13 protein-coding genes are annotated in these 16427 nt (G+C 73.7%); 2 read left to right on the top strand and 11 right to left on the bottom strand.

From position 1 onward, the window contains the following. Nucleotides 1-4 precede the first annotated feature (4 nt). The 11 genes from ACYVOO_RS03295 to ACYVOO_RS03245 all read right to left on the bottom strand — a co-directional run bounded on the left by ACYVOO_RS03295 (nucleotide 5) and on the right by ACYVOO_RS03245 (nucleotide 14439). Entirely contained in the window at nucleotides 5-529 is a 525-nt protein-coding gene (locus ACYVOO_RS03295) for a hypothetical protein (RefSeq protein WP_461014133.1), read from the bottom strand. Next, nucleotides 526-1662 (bottom strand): DNA polymerase III subunit beta family protein, encoded by a 1137-nt coding sequence (locus tag ACYVOO_RS03290; RefSeq protein WP_461014132.1) that lies wholly within the window; start codon nucleotides 1660-1662, stop codon nucleotides 526-528. Before ACYVOO_RS03290 ends, ACYVOO_RS03295 begins: the two co-directional genes overlap by 4 nt. Before the next feature lie 41 nt (nucleotides 1663-1703). After that, nucleotides 1704-2528 (bottom strand): FkbM family methyltransferase, encoded by an 825-nt coding sequence (locus tag ACYVOO_RS03285; RefSeq protein WP_461014131.1) that lies wholly within the window; start codon nucleotides 2526-2528, stop codon nucleotides 1704-1706. Then, the gene (locus ACYVOO_RS03280) at nucleotides 2525-2779 is read right to left on the bottom strand and encodes a Trm112 family protein (RefSeq protein WP_461014130.1); all 255 of its coding nucleotides are present in this window, start codon (nucleotides 2777-2779) and stop codon (nucleotides 2525-2527) included. Before ACYVOO_RS03280 ends, ACYVOO_RS03285 begins: the two co-directional genes overlap by 4 nt. Further along, nucleotides 2760-3842 (bottom strand): DMT family transporter, encoded by a 1083-nt coding sequence (locus ACYVOO_RS03275; RefSeq protein ID WP_461014129.1) that lies wholly within the window; start codon nucleotides 3840-3842, stop codon nucleotides 2760-2762. Before ACYVOO_RS03275 ends, ACYVOO_RS03280 begins: the two co-directional genes overlap by 20 nt. Beyond that, nucleotides 3842-4558 (bottom strand): class I SAM-dependent methyltransferase, encoded by a 717-nt coding sequence (locus ACYVOO_RS03270; RefSeq protein WP_461014148.1) that lies wholly within the window; start codon nucleotides 4556-4558, stop codon nucleotides 3842-3844. The genes ACYVOO_RS03275 and ACYVOO_RS03270 overlap by 1 nt, the downstream gene beginning before the upstream one ends. A gap of 389 nt (nucleotides 4559-4947) precedes the next feature. Then, nucleotides 4948-6354, bottom strand: coding sequence for a condensation protein (locus tag ACYVOO_RS03265; protein ID WP_461014128.1), 1407 nt, complete (start codon nucleotides 6352-6354; stop codon nucleotides 4948-4950). After that, complete coding sequence (locus tag ACYVOO_RS03260; protein WP_461014127.1) at nucleotides 6351-10925, bottom strand: alpha-(1->3)-arabinofuranosyltransferase domain-containing protein; 4575 nt, start codon at nucleotides 10923-10925, stop codon at nucleotides 6351-6353. Before ACYVOO_RS03260 ends, ACYVOO_RS03265 begins: the two co-directional genes overlap by 4 nt. Further along, nucleotides 10922-11650: a class I SAM-dependent methyltransferase gene (locus ACYVOO_RS03255; protein ID WP_461014126.1), complete on the bottom strand. Its 729-nt coding sequence runs from the start codon at nucleotides 11648-11650 to the stop codon at nucleotides 10922-10924. The genes ACYVOO_RS03260 and ACYVOO_RS03255 overlap by 4 nt, the downstream gene beginning before the upstream one ends. A 7-nt stretch (nucleotides 11651-11657) precedes the next feature. Next, nucleotides 11658-13100, bottom strand: coding sequence for a glycosyltransferase family 4 protein (locus ACYVOO_RS03250; RefSeq protein WP_461014125.1), 1443 nt, complete (start codon nucleotides 13098-13100; stop codon nucleotides 11658-11660). A 361-nt stretch (nucleotides 13101-13461) separates the two neighbouring features. Further along, nucleotides 13462-14439: a PorA family protein gene (locus ACYVOO_RS03245; protein WP_461014124.1), complete on the bottom strand. Its 978-nt coding sequence runs from the start codon at nucleotides 14437-14439 to the stop codon at nucleotides 13462-13464. 227 nt (nucleotides 14440-14666) lie between these two features. Between ACYVOO_RS03245 and ACYVOO_RS03240 the strand changes: the two genes are divergently transcribed. Further along, on the top strand, nucleotides 14667-14942 hold the full coding sequence (locus ACYVOO_RS03240) for a hypothetical protein (RefSeq protein ID WP_461014123.1): 276 nt from the start codon (nucleotides 14667-14669) through the stop codon (nucleotides 14940-14942). Between the two features lie 2 nt (nucleotides 14943-14944). Then, the gene (locus ACYVOO_RS03235; RefSeq protein WP_461014122.1) at nucleotides 14945-16183 is read left to right on the top strand and encodes a helix-turn-helix domain-containing protein; all 1239 of its coding nucleotides are present in this window, start codon (nucleotides 14945-14947) and stop codon (nucleotides 16181-16183) included. Nucleotides 16184-16427 lie beyond the last annotated feature (244 nt).

Here is a 16427-nt window from a genome sequence, read left to right as displayed (position 1 = left end):
CGCGTCAGGCGGTGGGCCCTGGCGCGGAGGCGCGGCGGGCGGTGTCCCGTCGGGCGATGGCCTCGGCGACCTCCCGGAGGGCGGTGCGGATGAGGTCGCCGTAAGCGTCCCGGGGGAGGTGCGGGGCGTGCCGCTCGGCCTGTTCGACGTGTGCGGTGGCGGCGGCGAAGGAGCCGAGCCGACGGTAGTTGTCGGCGAGGTTGAGGTGCAGGGACGGGTAGAAGGCGGCGACGCGCAGACCGGCGTGGTGGTCCTGGATGCGCCGCTCGGTCACCGCTTCGGCGGCGTCCAGGGCGCGGACGTCCCAGGTCAGGGCCTGCGCGTGGTCGTCGTAGAGGTCCGCCAGGTAGTGCGCGAGGGTGCAGCGGTGCAGGGCGTCGCCGGTGACGCCGATCGACGCCCACAGCTCCAGGAGCCGGTCGCGGGCGCCCGCGACGTCCCCGGCCTGGCCCTCGGCGACGGCTCGGCCGATGGCCTCCATGGCCGGGTCAGGGGTGGTGGGGGTCGCGGTGGCGGGGGTGGTGGTCATGTGGATGTGCCTCCGTTTCGCGGGCCGACGGGCATGGCCAGGGTGGTGAGGTCGCCCCGGTCGGCGGAGCGGACGGTGCCGGGCTGGTCGCTTCCGCGCAGGTCGAGCAGTACGTCGGGGCCGATGGCGGTGCTGACGGCGGGGTAGAGTGTGGTCAGCTCGAACCGGATCAGGAGGTCACGGCCCGTCACGGTCGCCGGGAGAAGGGTCCCGGGACGGGCCGCCCCGGTGAGGGTGCCGTCGGCGGGGAGGACGCGTACGCCGTCGCCGGTCACCTGGAGCGTGACGCGCTCGCCCGGGTGCTCCTCCAGCCCCCGCAGCAGCGCGTCCTTCGCGACCGTCACCCGGGTGGTGACCTCGTCCAGCGAGGCGAGCAGCAGCTTGTGGTCGGGGAACTCCTGCGGCAGCAGTCGGCAGTGCGGGTTCTGGCGGCCCCGGTCGGCCACGCGGAGCCGGATCCCGTGCGGGTCCGCTTCGATGCGCACCAGTGCGCTGCGGCGGACCTCGGCGACCGCCGTGCGCAGCTCGTCGCCGCTGACGGTGGCGGCCCACGTCCTCGTCGGCGGCTCGACGGGCACCAGGGTGCGCGTGGAGAGCCGGTATCTGTCCGTCGCCGTCAGCGTGAGCGCCTCGGGGGTGGCCTCCATGCGCAGGCCGCCCAGCACCGGCAGCTCGGGCTCGCTGACGGTGGCGGCCAGTACCTGTTCGACCGCGTCGGCCAGCACGGGGCCCATGAGCGAGGCGATCGGCTCACCGGAATCTTCGGGTGCACCGGGTACGTCGAGTACGCCGGGCACGTCGGCGAGCGAGGACTTGATGGCGGCGGCCTTCCGCCGCACCGCCGCCGCGTCCCCGAGCACCTTCGCGACGTGCTCGTCGATCAGCCGGGAGGCTTCACCGGGCTCCGCTTCGAGCACGGCCGCGACGACGGGAAGGGGCATGGCGATCTCGCGGAGCGCCCGGAGCGCGGTCGCCCGCGCCACCTGGCCGACGCCGTAGTAGCGGTAGCCCGAGGCGGGATCGGTCTCGGCGGGACGCAGCAGCCCTGAGTCGGCGTAGAAGCGCAGCGCGCTGGCGGTCAGGCCACTGCGCTGGGCGAACACCCCGATGGGCATCAGTTCGGAAGGCGGCACCCGCACATCATTGGGCTTCGACCTACTTGAAGGTCAACGCGTCAACGCGTCCTGTGCCCGTGCCCGTCCCCCGGGTCCCCTGGGGTCCCCGGGTCTCCCGCGTCTCCCGGGGTGCGGCCTTCGGGGAGGAAGAGGACGGAGTTGACGTAGCGCCGACGGTTCGGCGCGAGGGAGCGGCGGAGCAGGCCGTGTTCGGCGACGTGCGCGGTGTGCTGCTGGTGGGAGGCGAGGTCGAAGGAGGCCAGCGGCACCCAGTCCCGCTCGGGCAGCACCCAGCCCGTGTAGCCCAGCGAGGTCAGCAGGCCCAGGACGGGGGAGAGGGGCTGGATGCGCAGCTCCAGTTCGATGAAGAGCGCGGGGCCGAAGCGTCGCAGCGTGCGCTCGGCGCCGTGCAGGACGGCGAGTTCGCTGCCGTCGACGTCGATCTTCAGCAGCGTGACCTCCGTCAGCGCCAGCTCGTCCACGGGGAGGCAGGGCACGTCGAGCGCGGTGTCGTGGACCTCGCGCCTGCGTACGAGGGAGGAGACGCCACGGTCGCCCCGGCCGTCGGCGGGGAGCCAGAGGGTGGCCCGGCCCGCGTGGTCGGTGGCGGCGGCCTGGAGGACTTCGACGTTCGGGGGCGTGGTCGCGCGCAGCCCGCGCGCGAGGTGGGGGACGGGCTCGATGGTGACGACGCGGTCGGCGCGCCGGGAGAGGCGGCGCGTCCACGGCCCGTACCAGCCGCCGATGTCGACGGCCGTGCCGTACGGCGGGCAGAAGTCGGTGAGGCGGCGCAGTTCCGGTTCGAAGCGCGGGTAGAGCAGGTCCGTCGCCGTGGTGACGAAGCGGGCCGGGAGGTGGGGGGCGAGGCGGGCTGCCAGGGTCATGACGAGGAGTCCTCGGGGCCCCCGGGGTCCTCGGGGAGGTCGATGCGCTTGAGGAGCTGGGTGTGCTCTTCGTCGCCGACCTGTTTGCCGGAGGAGGGGAGGAGCTGGGGGATGCCGTCGACGATGGGGTAACGGCGGCGCAGGCGCGGGTTGTAGAGCGCCTCCTCGGGCTGGAGGAGAGCGAGCGGCCCCTTGTCGAGGGGGCAGGCGAGGATCTTCAGGAGGGGGTCGTCAGGGGAGAGGGTGGACATGGTGGCCGCTGCCTTTCCTGGGCTCGGGGTGGTGGGGGGCCGGGGCGTCGGCGGTGCTTGTTCCGGTTCCGGTTCCGGTTCCGGTTCCGGTGCTGGCTTCGGGTTCGGTTTCGGCTCCGGTGGTGCCGGGTTCCGGTGACGGGGGCGTATCGGACTCGCGTCCGGGTTCCGGTGCGGCGTCCGGCGCCGGCTCGTCGTGACGGGGAAGGGCCAGCAGGACGGAGACGGCCAGCGCAGCCCCGCCCAGCCGCAGCGCCAGCCGCAGGGGCTCGCCCGGCAGCGGCTCGGCAAAGGCGATGGTGCCGCTGACGACGGCGAAGAGGAAGTTGACCGTCGTGCACACGGGCACGATCAGCGAGGCCCTGCACCGCTGGAGCGCGGTCTGGGAGAGGATCAGCCCCGTCGAGCCCGTGAAGAGCAGGATGTACGGGTACGGCGAGGTCAGCATCGCGATCGCCGTGCCGGGGACGTCCGCCACGTCGATGAGTCCGGCGGCACCCTTGATGGCGAGCGAACTCACCCCGTAGAGGAAGCCCACGGCCACCCCGTACGGCACACCCGCCGTCGGCAGGCGGTGGCGGCGGCGCGAGCGGCGCTCGGCGGAGAGGAAGAGGCCGAGCGCCAGGGCGAGGGAAGGGAGGCAGATGGCCAGCAGCACGGGCAGCGGCGCCAGCTTGCTGATCTTCTCGGTGCTCTCGTGCAGCGAGAAGACGATCATGACCAGCGCGGCCACGATCGCCACCATCGCCTGCCGCTCCCGACCGGTGGAGCGTTCCCCGAGGAAGAGCGCCGACAGCAGCAGGAGCATCACCAGCCCCGTGACGAACAGCCCCTGGGCCGCGACGAGCGGCAGCGTGCGGTAGACGGCGAGCTGCGCGGCGAAGCCGAGCAGCAGCGAGATCGCCCCGAGCAGCCACAGGGGGCTGCGCAGCAGATGCGCCACGACCTGTCCGGGGCGCGCCGCGGACAGCGGCGGCAGCGAGGACAGCGCCCGCTTCTCGATGACGAAGCCCGCGCTGAAGAGGACGTTGGCCAGCAGCGCCGCCGCGACCCCCCACAGCATCAGTGCCCCGACTTCCTCGCGTGGACGAGCAGGATCGAGGCCAGCGAGGGCGCCCGGCACGCGAGCCGGTCCAACGGGCGCAAGGGGCGCGGCACATCGTGGTACGGCGCCCCCGTGATCCCCTCGACGGTGAACCCGGAGGCGGGCAGCAGGGAGCGCAGCGCCTTCGCGGTGTAGAGGCGGAGGTGGCCGACGACCTGGGAGCCGGGGCGGCCGTGTATGCCGCGCAGCGACACCTCGGAGAAGACCGGCTGGGTCCCGGCCAGCAGGAGGGCGCGGTTGTACCAGGCGGCCAGATTCGGCGTGGACAGCAGCAGATGGCCGCCGGGGCGCAGGACGCGGCGCAGTTCGTCGAGTGCCGCGTCCGGGTCCACCAGGTGCTCGATGACCTCGCTGAAGACGACCGCGTCCGCCGAGCCCGAGGCGAACGGGAGGCCGGGTGCGGTGAGTTCGCCTCGTACGGCGGTCAGCCGTGTCGAGGCGCGGCGCAGCGCGTCCTGCGACCAGTCGACGCCGACGAGGCGGTGCTCGCCCAGCAGCTCGTCCAGCGTCGAGGACGCGGTGGCCGCCGCCGTGCCGTCGCCGCAGCCGATGTCCAGGATGACGGGCGGCGCCGCGGACCCGCGCAGGGCGCGCGCGAGAACGGCCGCCTGACGGCGCGACCTGTCGGGGCCCGAGGCGACGGGCGTCGCGGGATCCTCGTACAGCTCGCGCAGACCATCGGGCGCTTCGGCGGAGGCGGCCGACGGGGCCGACGGGCTGGCGCCCGTGGCCGCCGATGTGGCGCTGCGCGTGTCCGTCGACGGGTTGCTGTGCGTGCCCGTCGACGTGCTGTTGTCCGTGCCTGTCGATGTGCCGTTGCGCGTGTCCGCCGATGTGCTGTTGCCCGTGGCCGCCGGTGAGTCGTTGCCCGTGCCTGTCGACGGATCGCTGTGCGTGCCCGTCGATGTGGCGTCGCCCGCACCCGCCGACGTGCCGTTGCTCGCACGCGCCGACGCGCCGCCCGCCGGGACGTCGGTGCCGGTGCCGGTGCGGGCGCCGGGGCCGGTTCCTGCGGCGGGGCCCGTTCCGGTACTGGTGCCCGTTCCGGTGCCGGGGGACGGGGTCACGAGTCCTCCTCGTCGGGGGTGTAGGCCGTGGAGGCCAGGGAGCGGGCGAAGAGGGCGCCGAGGCTGTGGCCTGCCGCGTCGTCCAGGCGGGCGTGCGTCCAGCGCAGTGCGAGCTGGAGCCGTCCGCCGGTGGAGACCGTCGTGACGGAAAGGCCGCGCGGCGACTTGCCCGGCGCGGAGAACCACACGGCCTGCGCGCGGCCCGCGTCGCCGAAGTCCAGCGGGTAGGGGATGCGGCCGATGTTGGACAGCAGCGTGGTCGAGGCCCAGGGCCCGGCCGCGCTCCGCAGCCCTCGTACGTACGCGGCCCGCACCCCGACCGGAAGCACCGGCTTTGTCAGCAGGTCGCCGCCGAAACCCAGTTGGGGCCGGTTCTCGGACTTCAGCGCGCGGGTGCGGGCCGAGGTCGCGCGGAGCATACGGGCGATGGCGCGGTGGTCGGGCGCGCCGGAGGCCGTCAGCGTCTCGTGCGCCTCGCGCTCCTCGGGCCCGAAGGTGACCTCGACCAGCCGCGTCCCGTTGCCGATCGGCATCTCCGCCGTGCGCGGCCTGTCGTCCACCGGCATGGTGATCCGCACGGGCCGCACCGGCTGCTCGTGCATCCGGTTCCAGCGCGCGCACATGATCCAGGTGGCCACGAGCAGTTGATCGTTGACGGTGTACGGGCTGCGCCTGCCCGGTGCGCGCGGCGGGCGGGCCGGGAGGGGCAGGTCGGCGATGAACATGCCGTTGCCCGCGGCCCCGGGGTGGGTGGTGTCGGCGGCGATACGGGCGGGGCGCGTCCACGGCGAGGTCGCGGGCCCCGGCGGTGGCCCGGCGTCCTCCTCGCCGCTCCCATTCCCGTTCCCGCCCGCGCCCCCGCCCGCAGCCGTGCGTACGGGCGGGGGCGCGGGGGAGTTGTCGGCGCCCCCGTACAGCTCGGCTGCCGTGGCCAGCACCCGCAGACAGGCGGGGCCGTCCAGGGCCGTGTGGTTGATGGTGACCAGCAGGACCCAGCGCCCCTCGTGCTCGATGACCTCGATCCGGACGGGCGGGGACGCGTCCAGCGGCGGGCACTCGGCCAGCGCGCGGCGGCGGCCCTCCTCCAGGGTGCCGCCCGGATAGGAGACCGGGTCGGTGTCCGGGGTGCCGGTCAGCCGCCAGGTGTAGCGGCGGTGCCACCAGCGCGTCGGTTCCTGCCGGATGAGGATGCGCGGATGGCGGCGCAGCGCCTCGCCGACGGCGGCGCGCAGCCGGTCGGGGTCCGGCCGGTGCGGCAGGTGGATCTCGATGTGGACGGTCTCCGGCTCGTCGTCGGTCAGGCAGTGCCGGGTGATCTCGTCCACCGTGGGGAACGGGACGGTGCCCGTCGACTCCGGCGGCCGGCCTGGCAGTCCGTGCCGCGCGGACTGGAGTGCGGTCATGGGGTGGGTTCCTCCCCCTGCTCTGGGGCCTGGCGACGGCGCTTGGGCAGCGGTGACTGCGGGCGCGTCGTGCCCAGCGGTGGTGTGTCGGGGCCAGGGCGGTCCTGGGTGCCGGTTCCGCTTCCGGGCCCGCCGCTTCCGCTTCCGCCTGCGCTTCCGGGCCCGTGTCCGGGGTGTGGCGCGGCGCCGGGCGGCCCTGGCGGCGGCGCCCCCGCACCGGGCCCGCCCTCGGACCCGTTCCCGGGACCCGCCTCCGCCCCCGGCTCTGGCCGCTGCGGCCCGTAAGCGCCGGTGCCGGGCGGCACGGCGGGCAGCGGCTCCGCCTGCTGCGGCCCCGGCTCGAACTCGGGCGGCCGTGGCCCGTACATCGGCGTCCTCGGCTCCGGCGCGGCCTCAACCTCCCGCACCGGCAGCGTGACCAGCGCCGCCGCGAGCGCGAGCAGCGCCAGTGCCTGCGCCGGGTGCCCGAAGGCGCCCCGGCCGTCGGTGAGCGCCGTATCCGGGCCCAGCGCGACGGCGATGCCCGCGCCCGCCATGGCCACCAGCGCGAGCGGCACCAGCAGCCCGGCGCGGAACCTGGCCAGCAGCGCGAGGGCCAGGACGACCAGCGCGTAGGGCCCGGAGACCAGCGCCACGACGAGCGTCACCGCGACCGTGCCCAGCACCCAGCCGGGGGCAGGGAGCACGCCCTCCTCACCCAGCGGGGTGCCGTCGCGCCTGCGGACGAACGCGAGCCCCAGCAGCGCGAGGATGCCGATACCGGCCGCGATCAGCCCGCCCTCGTACCAGCGGGCCGGACCGTACTCCAGCTCGACGACGCCGCTCTCGCCCGCCGGTACCAGGAAGCCCTGCTGCCAGCCGTCCAGCCGCAGCGGGGTCAGCTCCTTGCCGTTGAGCGTGGCCTTCCAGCCCTCGTTGACGTTCTGGTGGATCTGGAGGTACGAGGCGGCGCCGTCGCCGACCCGTACGGTGCGGCGGTCGCCCGTCCAGTCGATCGCGGACACCTCGCGGGACTCGCCGGGGTCGGGATCCCCCGTCGCGCCGGTGCCGGTCTCGGTCTCCTCGCCCGCCGAGGCGGCGTCGCCCCTGCTGAGGGTGACGTCGGTGATGGCCAGTGGCCCGGTGTCCCCGGCCTCGACGGTGTGGTTCCCCTTGTCCAGGTCCAGGCTGCCGTCCTTCGCCTCGGCCGCGCACAGTTCGACGTCGACGGGCCGCCGCTCGGTGAGGTCGCGGACCTTGCCGGACGCCTTCGTCGCGTGCAGCGTGCCGTCGACGGCGAGCATCGGGCCCTGGCCGCAGGGCAGGTCGAACTCCTCGTCCGCGTCGGGCCGCCCCACCCGCAGATCCTCCAGCGCGGGCACGTGCACCTCGCTGAGCCCGACGGGGAGCTGGAGGTTCCGGTCGGCGACGGGGTTGTGGACCGTCAGTGGCCTCGTCTTGGTGACCGTGATGGTCAGTTCGTCGGTGGTGATGGGTTCGAAGCGGGCCCAGCCGTTCTTGTCGACGCCCGCCGTCGCGGCCCCGTCGGGGGAGCTGATGCGGACCTCTTCGGGGCGCGCCGAGATGCCGCCCGCCGCGGCGAGGACCAGTTCGCTGATCTCCTTCTTGCCCGGCCAGCTCAGATGCACCGTCGCCTTGTCCCCGGCGACCCAGGCCGTGGTCAGGTCGCCGTCGACCAGGTTGCGGGCGCTGAGCGAGGTGCCGGTGCGGGCCGTGGAGTCGGCGGACGCGGTGATGCGGTCGCGTGATCCCGGTGCCACCTCGTCGAGCAGCCGGTCGAGTTCGCCGCTGGCGACGGGCAGGGCGCGCGCGGTGATGTCGTACTCGCCGTCGTCCTCGGTGCCGAACTGGCGGTGCAGCCCGGTCTCCGACGCGGCGGGCGAGAGGCCGCCGGGGTCGCTGCCGCGGTGCAGCGAGACGATCTCGCCGTCCGCCTTGTCGGTCGCCTGCGCGCGCTCCGCGTCGGCGGGCAGCTTCAGCAGCCGCGTGACCTGTACGTCGGCGTCCGGCACGTTGATCTCCGAGAAGCCCGCGCCCGACAGCCCCGGCCTGGGGTTCTGCGCCCCCTCGATGGTGATCTTCATCCAGTCTGCCTTGCCCTTGGGCGCCTTGACGTCCTGCTTCGAGCCGTCCGTGCGCAGCGGGCTGGTCCTGCTGCCGTGCTCCGTCTCCACGCGCACGCTGGTGGGCGCTGCGCGGGTCGCGTCCGACGGCAGCGGGGTCACCTCGATCGAGGAGGGCACGTCCGTCTTCTTCTCGAACCCGATCCGCAGCCACTGCCCCTCGGCGTCGCCCGCGCTGCCCTCGGCCCAGGCGGTTTCGGGGTTGCCGTCGAAGGCGTTCGCCGGGTCGTACTGGGGCAGGTGGAACAGCCAGTTGCCGCTGCTGGACGCGGTCACCGACTTCGCGCCGCGCAGCGTGGACACCGTCTGGTGGCCCGTGCCCTGTGTCGGCAGGATCTGCTTGGGTTTCTCGCCCGGGTCCTGGAGGCTGTCGGGGTGGTTCCGCTCGTTCGCGGTGTACGTGTACGAGGTGTTGGTGTTGACCAGCCCGAACCGGGTGTCGGCGCGCCGCAGTCCGTCGGCCTGGACCTGGAGCGGCGGGGACGCGAGGCCCGGGTGGTTGTCGCCGGTCAGCACGCTGGGGCGCTCTGCGACGGCCGGGTCGGCCGACAACTGGAGCAGCGACTCAGGCCCGCCGCTGACGCGCACGGTGTCGGCGACGGCCTTCGCGTCCACCTCGGCCGGGCGCGGGGTGTCCTGGGGCGCGTAGATCTCGACGGCGCGTTCGCGCGGGTAGAGGCCCGCGATCTGGAGCGGGGTCTCCTCGGGGATGCGGCCCATGGTGAGGGTGGGCCCGAAGCTCTTCACCTTCTGGTAGCCGGACATCTCCAGGGTGCGCTTGACGGTCTGCGGGGGCACGTAGCCGACCTGGTCGGGGTCGAGGTCGCCGCGTACGACGACGTAGTGCAGCCCCGCGCGGGCCAGGTAGGCGGACAGCCCCGGAACCTCGCCGCCGGTGGTGAGCGCCTGCTCGACGGCGTCCATGGCGCGCCGGTTGCCCGGGGTGCCGAACGGGACGTAGTCGCGCTGCGCCCAGGCGGAGTCGGCGAGCACGTCCAGGGGCTGGTCGATGGGGGAGCCCCAGGTGTAGACGCCGTGCGCGGTGGCGGGGGTGACGTAGGCGCGGCTGTCGGGCGAGTGGTCCTCCAGCCAGCTCGCGGTCTGCTTCCAGTGGTCAGGGAGTTTCTCGAAGGCGCCGGGCTGGAGCACGTGCCCGTTCACGTACGGCAGCGCGAGACCCGGCAGCACCACCAGCGCCGCGACGGCGGGCAGCAGCCGCCGCCCCCGCATCGGGCGCACGCCCTCGGTGCGCGCGGCCAGCGCCGTCAGATGGGCGAGGCCGAAGGCGAGCGCGAGGGCGAGCCCCGGCTGGAACTTGTAGATGTTGCGGAACGGCCGCAGCCACCCGTCCAGCCACGCCTGCACCCCGTCGGCGAAGGGCGCACCCAGCGCGCCCCCGTACCCGGCGAGCATGATGCCAGCGACCGTCAGCACGGTGACCACCAGCCAGCGGCGCTCGGGCACGTCGCGACGGGCGAGCCCCGCGAGGCCGAGCGCCGCGGCGAGGGCGCCGCCCAGGATCGCGAGCACGCTGGTGACGACGGTCCATCCCGCGGGCAGCCAGGGCTCCCCGAAGTTGAGGTACGCGGTCCAGTTGCCCGCGCCGCGCAGCATCTCGGCCGCCGACATGGTGTCGGTGGTGGTCCTGGCGCTCTCGACGTACGGCATGAAGTCCTCGCCGTACACCCCGAGCAGCACCAGCGGCACCGTCCACCACAGCGTGGCCAGCACCACCCCGGGCAGCCACCAGGCGAGCAGCGCGGTGCGTCTGCGTCCGGTGCGGGTGACGAGGTACAGCCCGGCCGGGAGCAGCGCGGCCAGCGTGGACGCCGCGTTGACGCCGCCCATGAAGGGGATCAGCAGCGCGGAGCGGGCGGCGGCCACCCGGGGCGAGGCGGTCGTGGACGTCAGGGGCAGCAGTACCCAGGGCAGCACGGCGCCGGTGAGCGCGGCGGCCGAGGTGGAGCCGACGACGATGGTGAACGTCGGCCACAGCGCGTAGACGGCCGCGCCCAGCAGCCGGGTCGCGCGCGAGCCGGTGCCGAACCGCTCGGCCAGCCGCAGCGCCCCCCAGAACGCCGTCGCCACGACGAGCGACATCCACAGCCGCTCGGCCAGCCAGGTGGGGATCTGGAGCAGGTCGGTGAGGGCGTAGTACGGGAGCATCGGGAAGAGGTAGCCGATGTACTGGTCGGCGATCCCGCCGAAGCCCGCGCGGTCGTGCCACAGCCCGCCGAGGTCGCCGAGGAACTGCCAGGGGTCGGTGGCCACCCCGAGCTTGGTCTCGAAGGTCGTCTTCCCCGGCGACTTGGCCAGGAAGGCGACGAAGACGACCGCCCAGAACCCGAAGAGCCAGCGCTTGCCGCGCGGCGGCTCGGGCGGCGGCGCCGGGTCCGCCGTGCGCGCCGTGCCGGGGGTCTGGGGTGGTGCCTGGACGGTCGTGGTCATGTGGGACACCGCCGGAGGATGAGGAGGAGATTCCAGGTGGCGAACTCGCGCAGGCCCGGTACGCGGGTGACGGCGCTCGCGAGGAAGGGCCAGTAGCGGGACCGGGCCGCGACGACGCTGACGTCCTCGCGGGCCCGTACCTGGCGGAGAGTGGGCCCGATGTGCACGGCGAAGAGGTTCTCGCCCAGGGCGTGTTTGGCCTCGTGCCCGGTGCGCCTGCGGTAGCGGGCGCGGGCGCGTTCGTGGCCGAGGTAGTGCCAGGGGGCCATCTCGTGGCCGCCCCACGGGGAGTACCAGTTGGTGAAGGAGACGTAGATCAGCCCGCCGGGGCGGGTGACGCGCACCAGCTCGGAGAGGAAGGTGCGCGGATCGGCGACGTGCTCCAGCACGTTGGAGGTGAAGCACACGTCGGCGGCGCCGTCGGCCAGCGGCAGCAGATAGCCGTCGGCGACGACGGCGCCCTCGGGAACGCGGCCCCGCGCGCGCAGTTCGCGCGGGTCCGGCTCGAAGAGGAAGCTCTGCGCTCCGCGCCGCCGGAACTCCTCGGTGAAGTGCCCGCTGCCACCGCCCACGTCGACCACCGTCGCGCCCGCCAGGGGTACGTAGCGCTCGACCTGCGCGGCGGCGTCGCGCGCGAGCAGGCCGTAGCAGTGCTCCGGGTCCTCCTGCTCGCGCATGAAGGCGCGGAAGAGGGCGACCGATCTTCTGATGGAGGGATCCCGCAAAGCCCGCTCACCGCCCCTTGAAGTGCTCTGCTCGTCTCTGCACCGGCCGGTCGGCGGGCGCGGGAGTGGGGGGCGGGGTGGGTACGGGTGTGGGCGCGGGTGTGGGGGTGGGGGTGGCCTGGACGGCGGTGGCCCGCACGGTGGCGGCGGTGGCAGCGCTGGCGGCGGTGGAGGCGAGGACGGGCGCGGGCGCGGGGTTCGCGGGCGTGGCGGTGAGCGGGGGCGCCGGGGAGCGCTGGGAGCGGGCGTAGGCCTCGGCGGCGACGGCGCGGAACGCGCGCACCGTGTTCGCCCAGCGGAAGCGGGCCGCCCTGCGCTCGGCCGCCGCGCCCAGCGCCTCGCGACGGGTGGCGGACAGCGCGAGCGCGCACCAGTGCGCGGCGAAGGAACTGTCACCGCCCGCCAGCAGACCCGTCACCCCGTGCTCGACGGAGTCGCGGAGTCCGGGGATGTCGAAGCCGACTGCGGGCGTGCCGCGCGCGGCGGCCTCGGTGACGACCAGTCCCCACCCCTCCACCAGCGAGGGGTGCAGCAGCAGCCAGGACTGGCACAGCAGCCGGTGCTTCTCGGCCTCCGTCACATGCCCGGTGAAGGTGACGCCCGGCCCCGCCATCGCTTCGAGCCGGGCCCGCTCGGGCCCTTCGCCGACGATGACGAGCCTGCCGCCGGTCACGGGCCGCACCCGCTCCCACAGGCGTAGGAGGAGGTCGACGCGCTTGTACTCCACGAGCCGCCCCATCGCCAGGAACAGCGGCTCGGGGGACTTGGGTAACAGGGGGCCCGGCTCCTCGACGCCGTTGTGCACGATGCGGATCTCGTCGCCCGGCACACCCAGTTCGCGCAGCGCCTCGGCCGTGGAGCCGGAGACGGCGACCTTGAGGTTGTCGCGGTGGTTGCTGGCCAGCGCCCAGTGTTCGAGGCGGCGGCCGAGGCGGGCAGCGGGTGCCGGGTAGCGCATGCCCCACAGGTCGGTGTGCACATGGTTGACGAAGCACAGCGTCGGCCCCCGGTGCCACAGCGGCGCGAGGTAGGGCATGCCGTTGCAGACCTCGACCAGCAGATCGCAGTCGCCCACCTGACGGGCGAACGCGCGGCGGGCGCGCAGGAAGTGGTCCGCGTCGCCGCCCGCCGACACGACGCGGTAGTCGCGGTAGGCGGCGGGTCCGCCGCACAGCAGGGTCACTTGGTGGCCGTGGGCCGTGAGGCCGTCGGCGATGCGGTCGATCAGCAGCTCGGAACCGCCGGCTGCGGGGTTTCCGAGGTCGCGTCTGGCGAGGAAGACGATGCGTCGGGGGGACCCTGGCTCGACGGTGCGCTGCCGCCGCGGCGTCTGTGCTGGTGGCTGTGCGGGTGCGGGTGCTTGTGCGGCTGCCTGTGCGGGTGCTGCCTGTGCGCTGGGGACGTGCACGCCGCGTGGGGGGACCAGGGAGGGTCGTACGTGCTGGGGCATAGGTGCTCCAACTCGTTCTCAGGGTGCGGTACGGGCGGTACGTGCGGTACGCGGTACGGGCATTGCGAGCGGTGCATGCGGTACGTGTGGGGGCTGCGGAACCTGCGTGACCCGCGCGGGCCGTGGGGCGGGCCCGGCGGGATTGTGCCGGTCGTGCGTGTCCTGCGAGGGGCGGTGCGGGGGCGGTGCGCGTTGGAAGGCTCAGTGTTCGCCGCGCTTCCGTGCCAGGGCTACTCACGGGGGTGACAATTTCGGCGCGGAAACGGACTGACGCTTCATCACTTCGCGCTCTCGTGAGTGCGCCGCGTCCGGTCGGCCGCACATGCCGGGGTCACACACACCGGGGTCACACATGCCGGGGTCACACTTCCCCCTCGCGCTTGTGCCGTCCGCCCCGTTCTTCCCGTACTCCCCGTACGAGCAGGACCGTCCCGGCCGCCGCGAGCAGCACGCCCAGGACGGTGGCCCCGAGCGGTGCTGTCGCCCCGACCAGCTCCAGCTTGTCGTTGTCCGCCTTTGCCAGCTCGACGGCCTCGCGCCGGGTCGCCTTGTCGAACTCCAGCGCGTCGCTCTGGAGCAGTGTGACCTCGTCCTTCTCGCCGCCGGGGGCGCGCAGCGTCACCTTGGGGCCCGTCGCGGCGTCGAGGATGCGCCCGGTGCGCTCGTCCACGACGAACTCAAGACCGGAGTTCGCGTACCACTCCTCGGCCTGCACCTGCCCGCTCTCGGGCCGGTCCACCAGCATCCCCGGCACCTGCCGGGTGCCCGCCCTGGACGGCTCCACGGTGCCCTTGAATCGCAGCCCCTCGTAGCCCTCGACCTTCTCGCGGCCCGCGTAGCGCAGCGGGACGGTGGCGCCGAGGTTGCTGTCCCACCAGTTGTAGGTGCGCTGCTCCACGTCGAAGGGCCACTTCAGATACGCCTCGCCCGAGGTGTTCGCGGGCTTCAGCTTGCAGCAGCGCACAGGGAGGTTCGTCTCGCGGTCGGTGACCCAGCGCTCCGTCGTCCACTGGAACGCCTGGCGTGGATCGTCGAGCTTGCGCGTCGTCGGGTTGTCGATGGTCTGCGACACGTCCCATACCGCCCGGCCGCTCTTCTCGCTCGCGGCGACATCGCCCAGGACGCGACGGGTGACAGTGAGTTTCTGGTCATCCTTGGTCTTGAGGTCTTCCTGGTCAAAGTACTTGCCCTTGCCCGTGAAGACCGAGGTCATGTTGATGTCGGTGGGGGTGCGCTTGGCGCGTGGCTCGACGTACCAGGCGAGCATCGGCGCGAGGACGAGCAGGAAAACCCCGAGGCCCAGGAGGACAAGGGAGAGCGGAGAGGCGGAACGGCGCATTTCGGTGCACTCCGGGTGTGAAGTGGTGCGGTATCGGGCCGCGTTGCGGCAGTGCGCGTTCGAAGAAGCGAGGTGAAGACCGTGAAGGCTCCGTATGGGGCGGAAACCGTAGGCGGAGTCTTGACACGCCGTCAATGCTTCTTCGACACTCGGCAACCACAGAGGGGTCGGCCCTGGGGCGGGGCCGGTGCGCATTCACGGCACCACGACGAGAGGTTCGCCGCGTCATGCACAGACTCCTTGCCGCAGGGCTCACTTGTGTCGTCGCCGCGGTCCTCGCGGTCGCCGCGGCCCTGGGGATCGTCGCCGCGCTGAACGCGACTCCCGAGCAGCCCAACGTGCCGCTCGTGCACTTCCGCTCGTCCCCCAACGCGACGCCGTCCGCGACGTCTTCGCCGTCGGCGTCCGCTTCGCCCTCCGCTTCCGAGTCCGAGTCCGCCTCGCCCTCCCCGTCCGCCTCGTCCTCGTCCTCCTCCGCCGCCGAGTCCGACGCGGGGGAGTGAGCGTGGCGACACCCGTGTCCACCTCGGCGCGCTCCGCCTGGCAGGACGTACCGCCGCTGCGCATCCGGCGGTTCGCCGAACGGGCCCTCGCCGAGGTGCCCGTGCTCGCGGAGGACATCCTGCGCGCGATCCGCCGCGAGTACCCGGGGCTGCCGCTCGTCGTCGACGAGTCGGGCGAACCCATGGCCCTCATCGGCATCCGCCGCGCGCTGGAACACTTCGTCGAGCACCTGTCGACGGGCATGGACCGCCCGCACGTGCCGCCGCAGGTCTTCCAGGAATTCGGCCGCGGCGAGGTCCAGCAGGGCCGCAGCCTCGACTCGCTCCAAGCCATCTACCGGCTCGGCATCCGCCTCGCCTGGCGCAGGCTCGCCGAGATCGGCACCCAGATGGAGATCCCGCCGCCCGCCATGTACGAACTGGCCGAGTCCGGCTTCCAGTATCTGGACGGCCTGGTCGCCGAGTCCGTACGCGGCTACGCGGAGGCCGCGGCGCGGCAGGCTGGCGAACGCCTGCGGCTCCAGCGACGGCTGCTCGACCTGCTGCTCTCCGACCACCACAGGGCGACGGCGGGCGGCGCCGCCGACCCCAGCGACCTGCTCGCCGACCGCGCCGCGCGCATCGGCTGGCCGGTGCCGCGCACGGTCGCCGTGGGGGTCCTCGTACGCCCCGCGCGCTCGGCCGTGCCGCCCGCCGTCGGCGACGAGGTGCTTCTCGACATGGACTGCGAGCAGCCCCGCATGGTGGTGCCCGAACCCGAGGTGCCGGGCCGCTTCGACCTCCTCCGGCGGGCCACCGCCGGGTGGGCCGGCGCGGTCGGGCCGCCCGTGCCGGTCACCCACGCGGCGAAGTCGCTGCGCTGGGCGCAGGCGGCCGTCGCGCTCATGGAGCGCGGGCTGCTGCCGGGCGGGCAGTTGCTGTACTGCACCGAGCACACGGAGGCGCTCGTGCTGCTGCCGCCCGAGGAACTCATCGACGGTCTCACCCGGCGCAGACTCGCCCCCCTCGCGGAGTGCGGGCCCACGCACAGCCGCCGTCTCTCCGAGACGCTGCTCGCCTGGCTGGAGACGCGGGGCGGGGCGCCCGAAGTCGCCGGGCGGCTCGGGGTGCATCCGCAGACGGTGCGGTATCGGTTGCGGCAGATCCGTGAACTGTGGGGCGACGACATCGACGATCCCGACCTACGCTTCGAGCTGGAACTGGTCCTCCGCGCGATGCGCCTCCGCGGGGAACTCCGCTAGCTCAAAGGGTTGCCCGGTTCGCCGGGGGTGTTGCGCGGGACGGTTGGCCGGTGTGGTGCGCACTGTAGGGTCCCGCGCTGATTTTTGTGCCGTCGCACGGTGCGCTGCGTTGGGCTGGGCGCCGTGTTCGGGTGCGGCTGTGTGGCTTCGGCGCGGCGTGTGGTTGCGGTACGACGCGGCTGGCGCCGCGTGGTTCTGGGTTTCGGCCGTGGTTGTGGGTGCGTGGGTGGGGGGTGTCCGGTGC

It is taken from the genome of Streptomyces daliensis, assembly GCF_054782395.1.
Note: the sequence above shows the minus strand (reverse complement) of the source record. Positions and strands in the feature narration are given on the sequence as shown.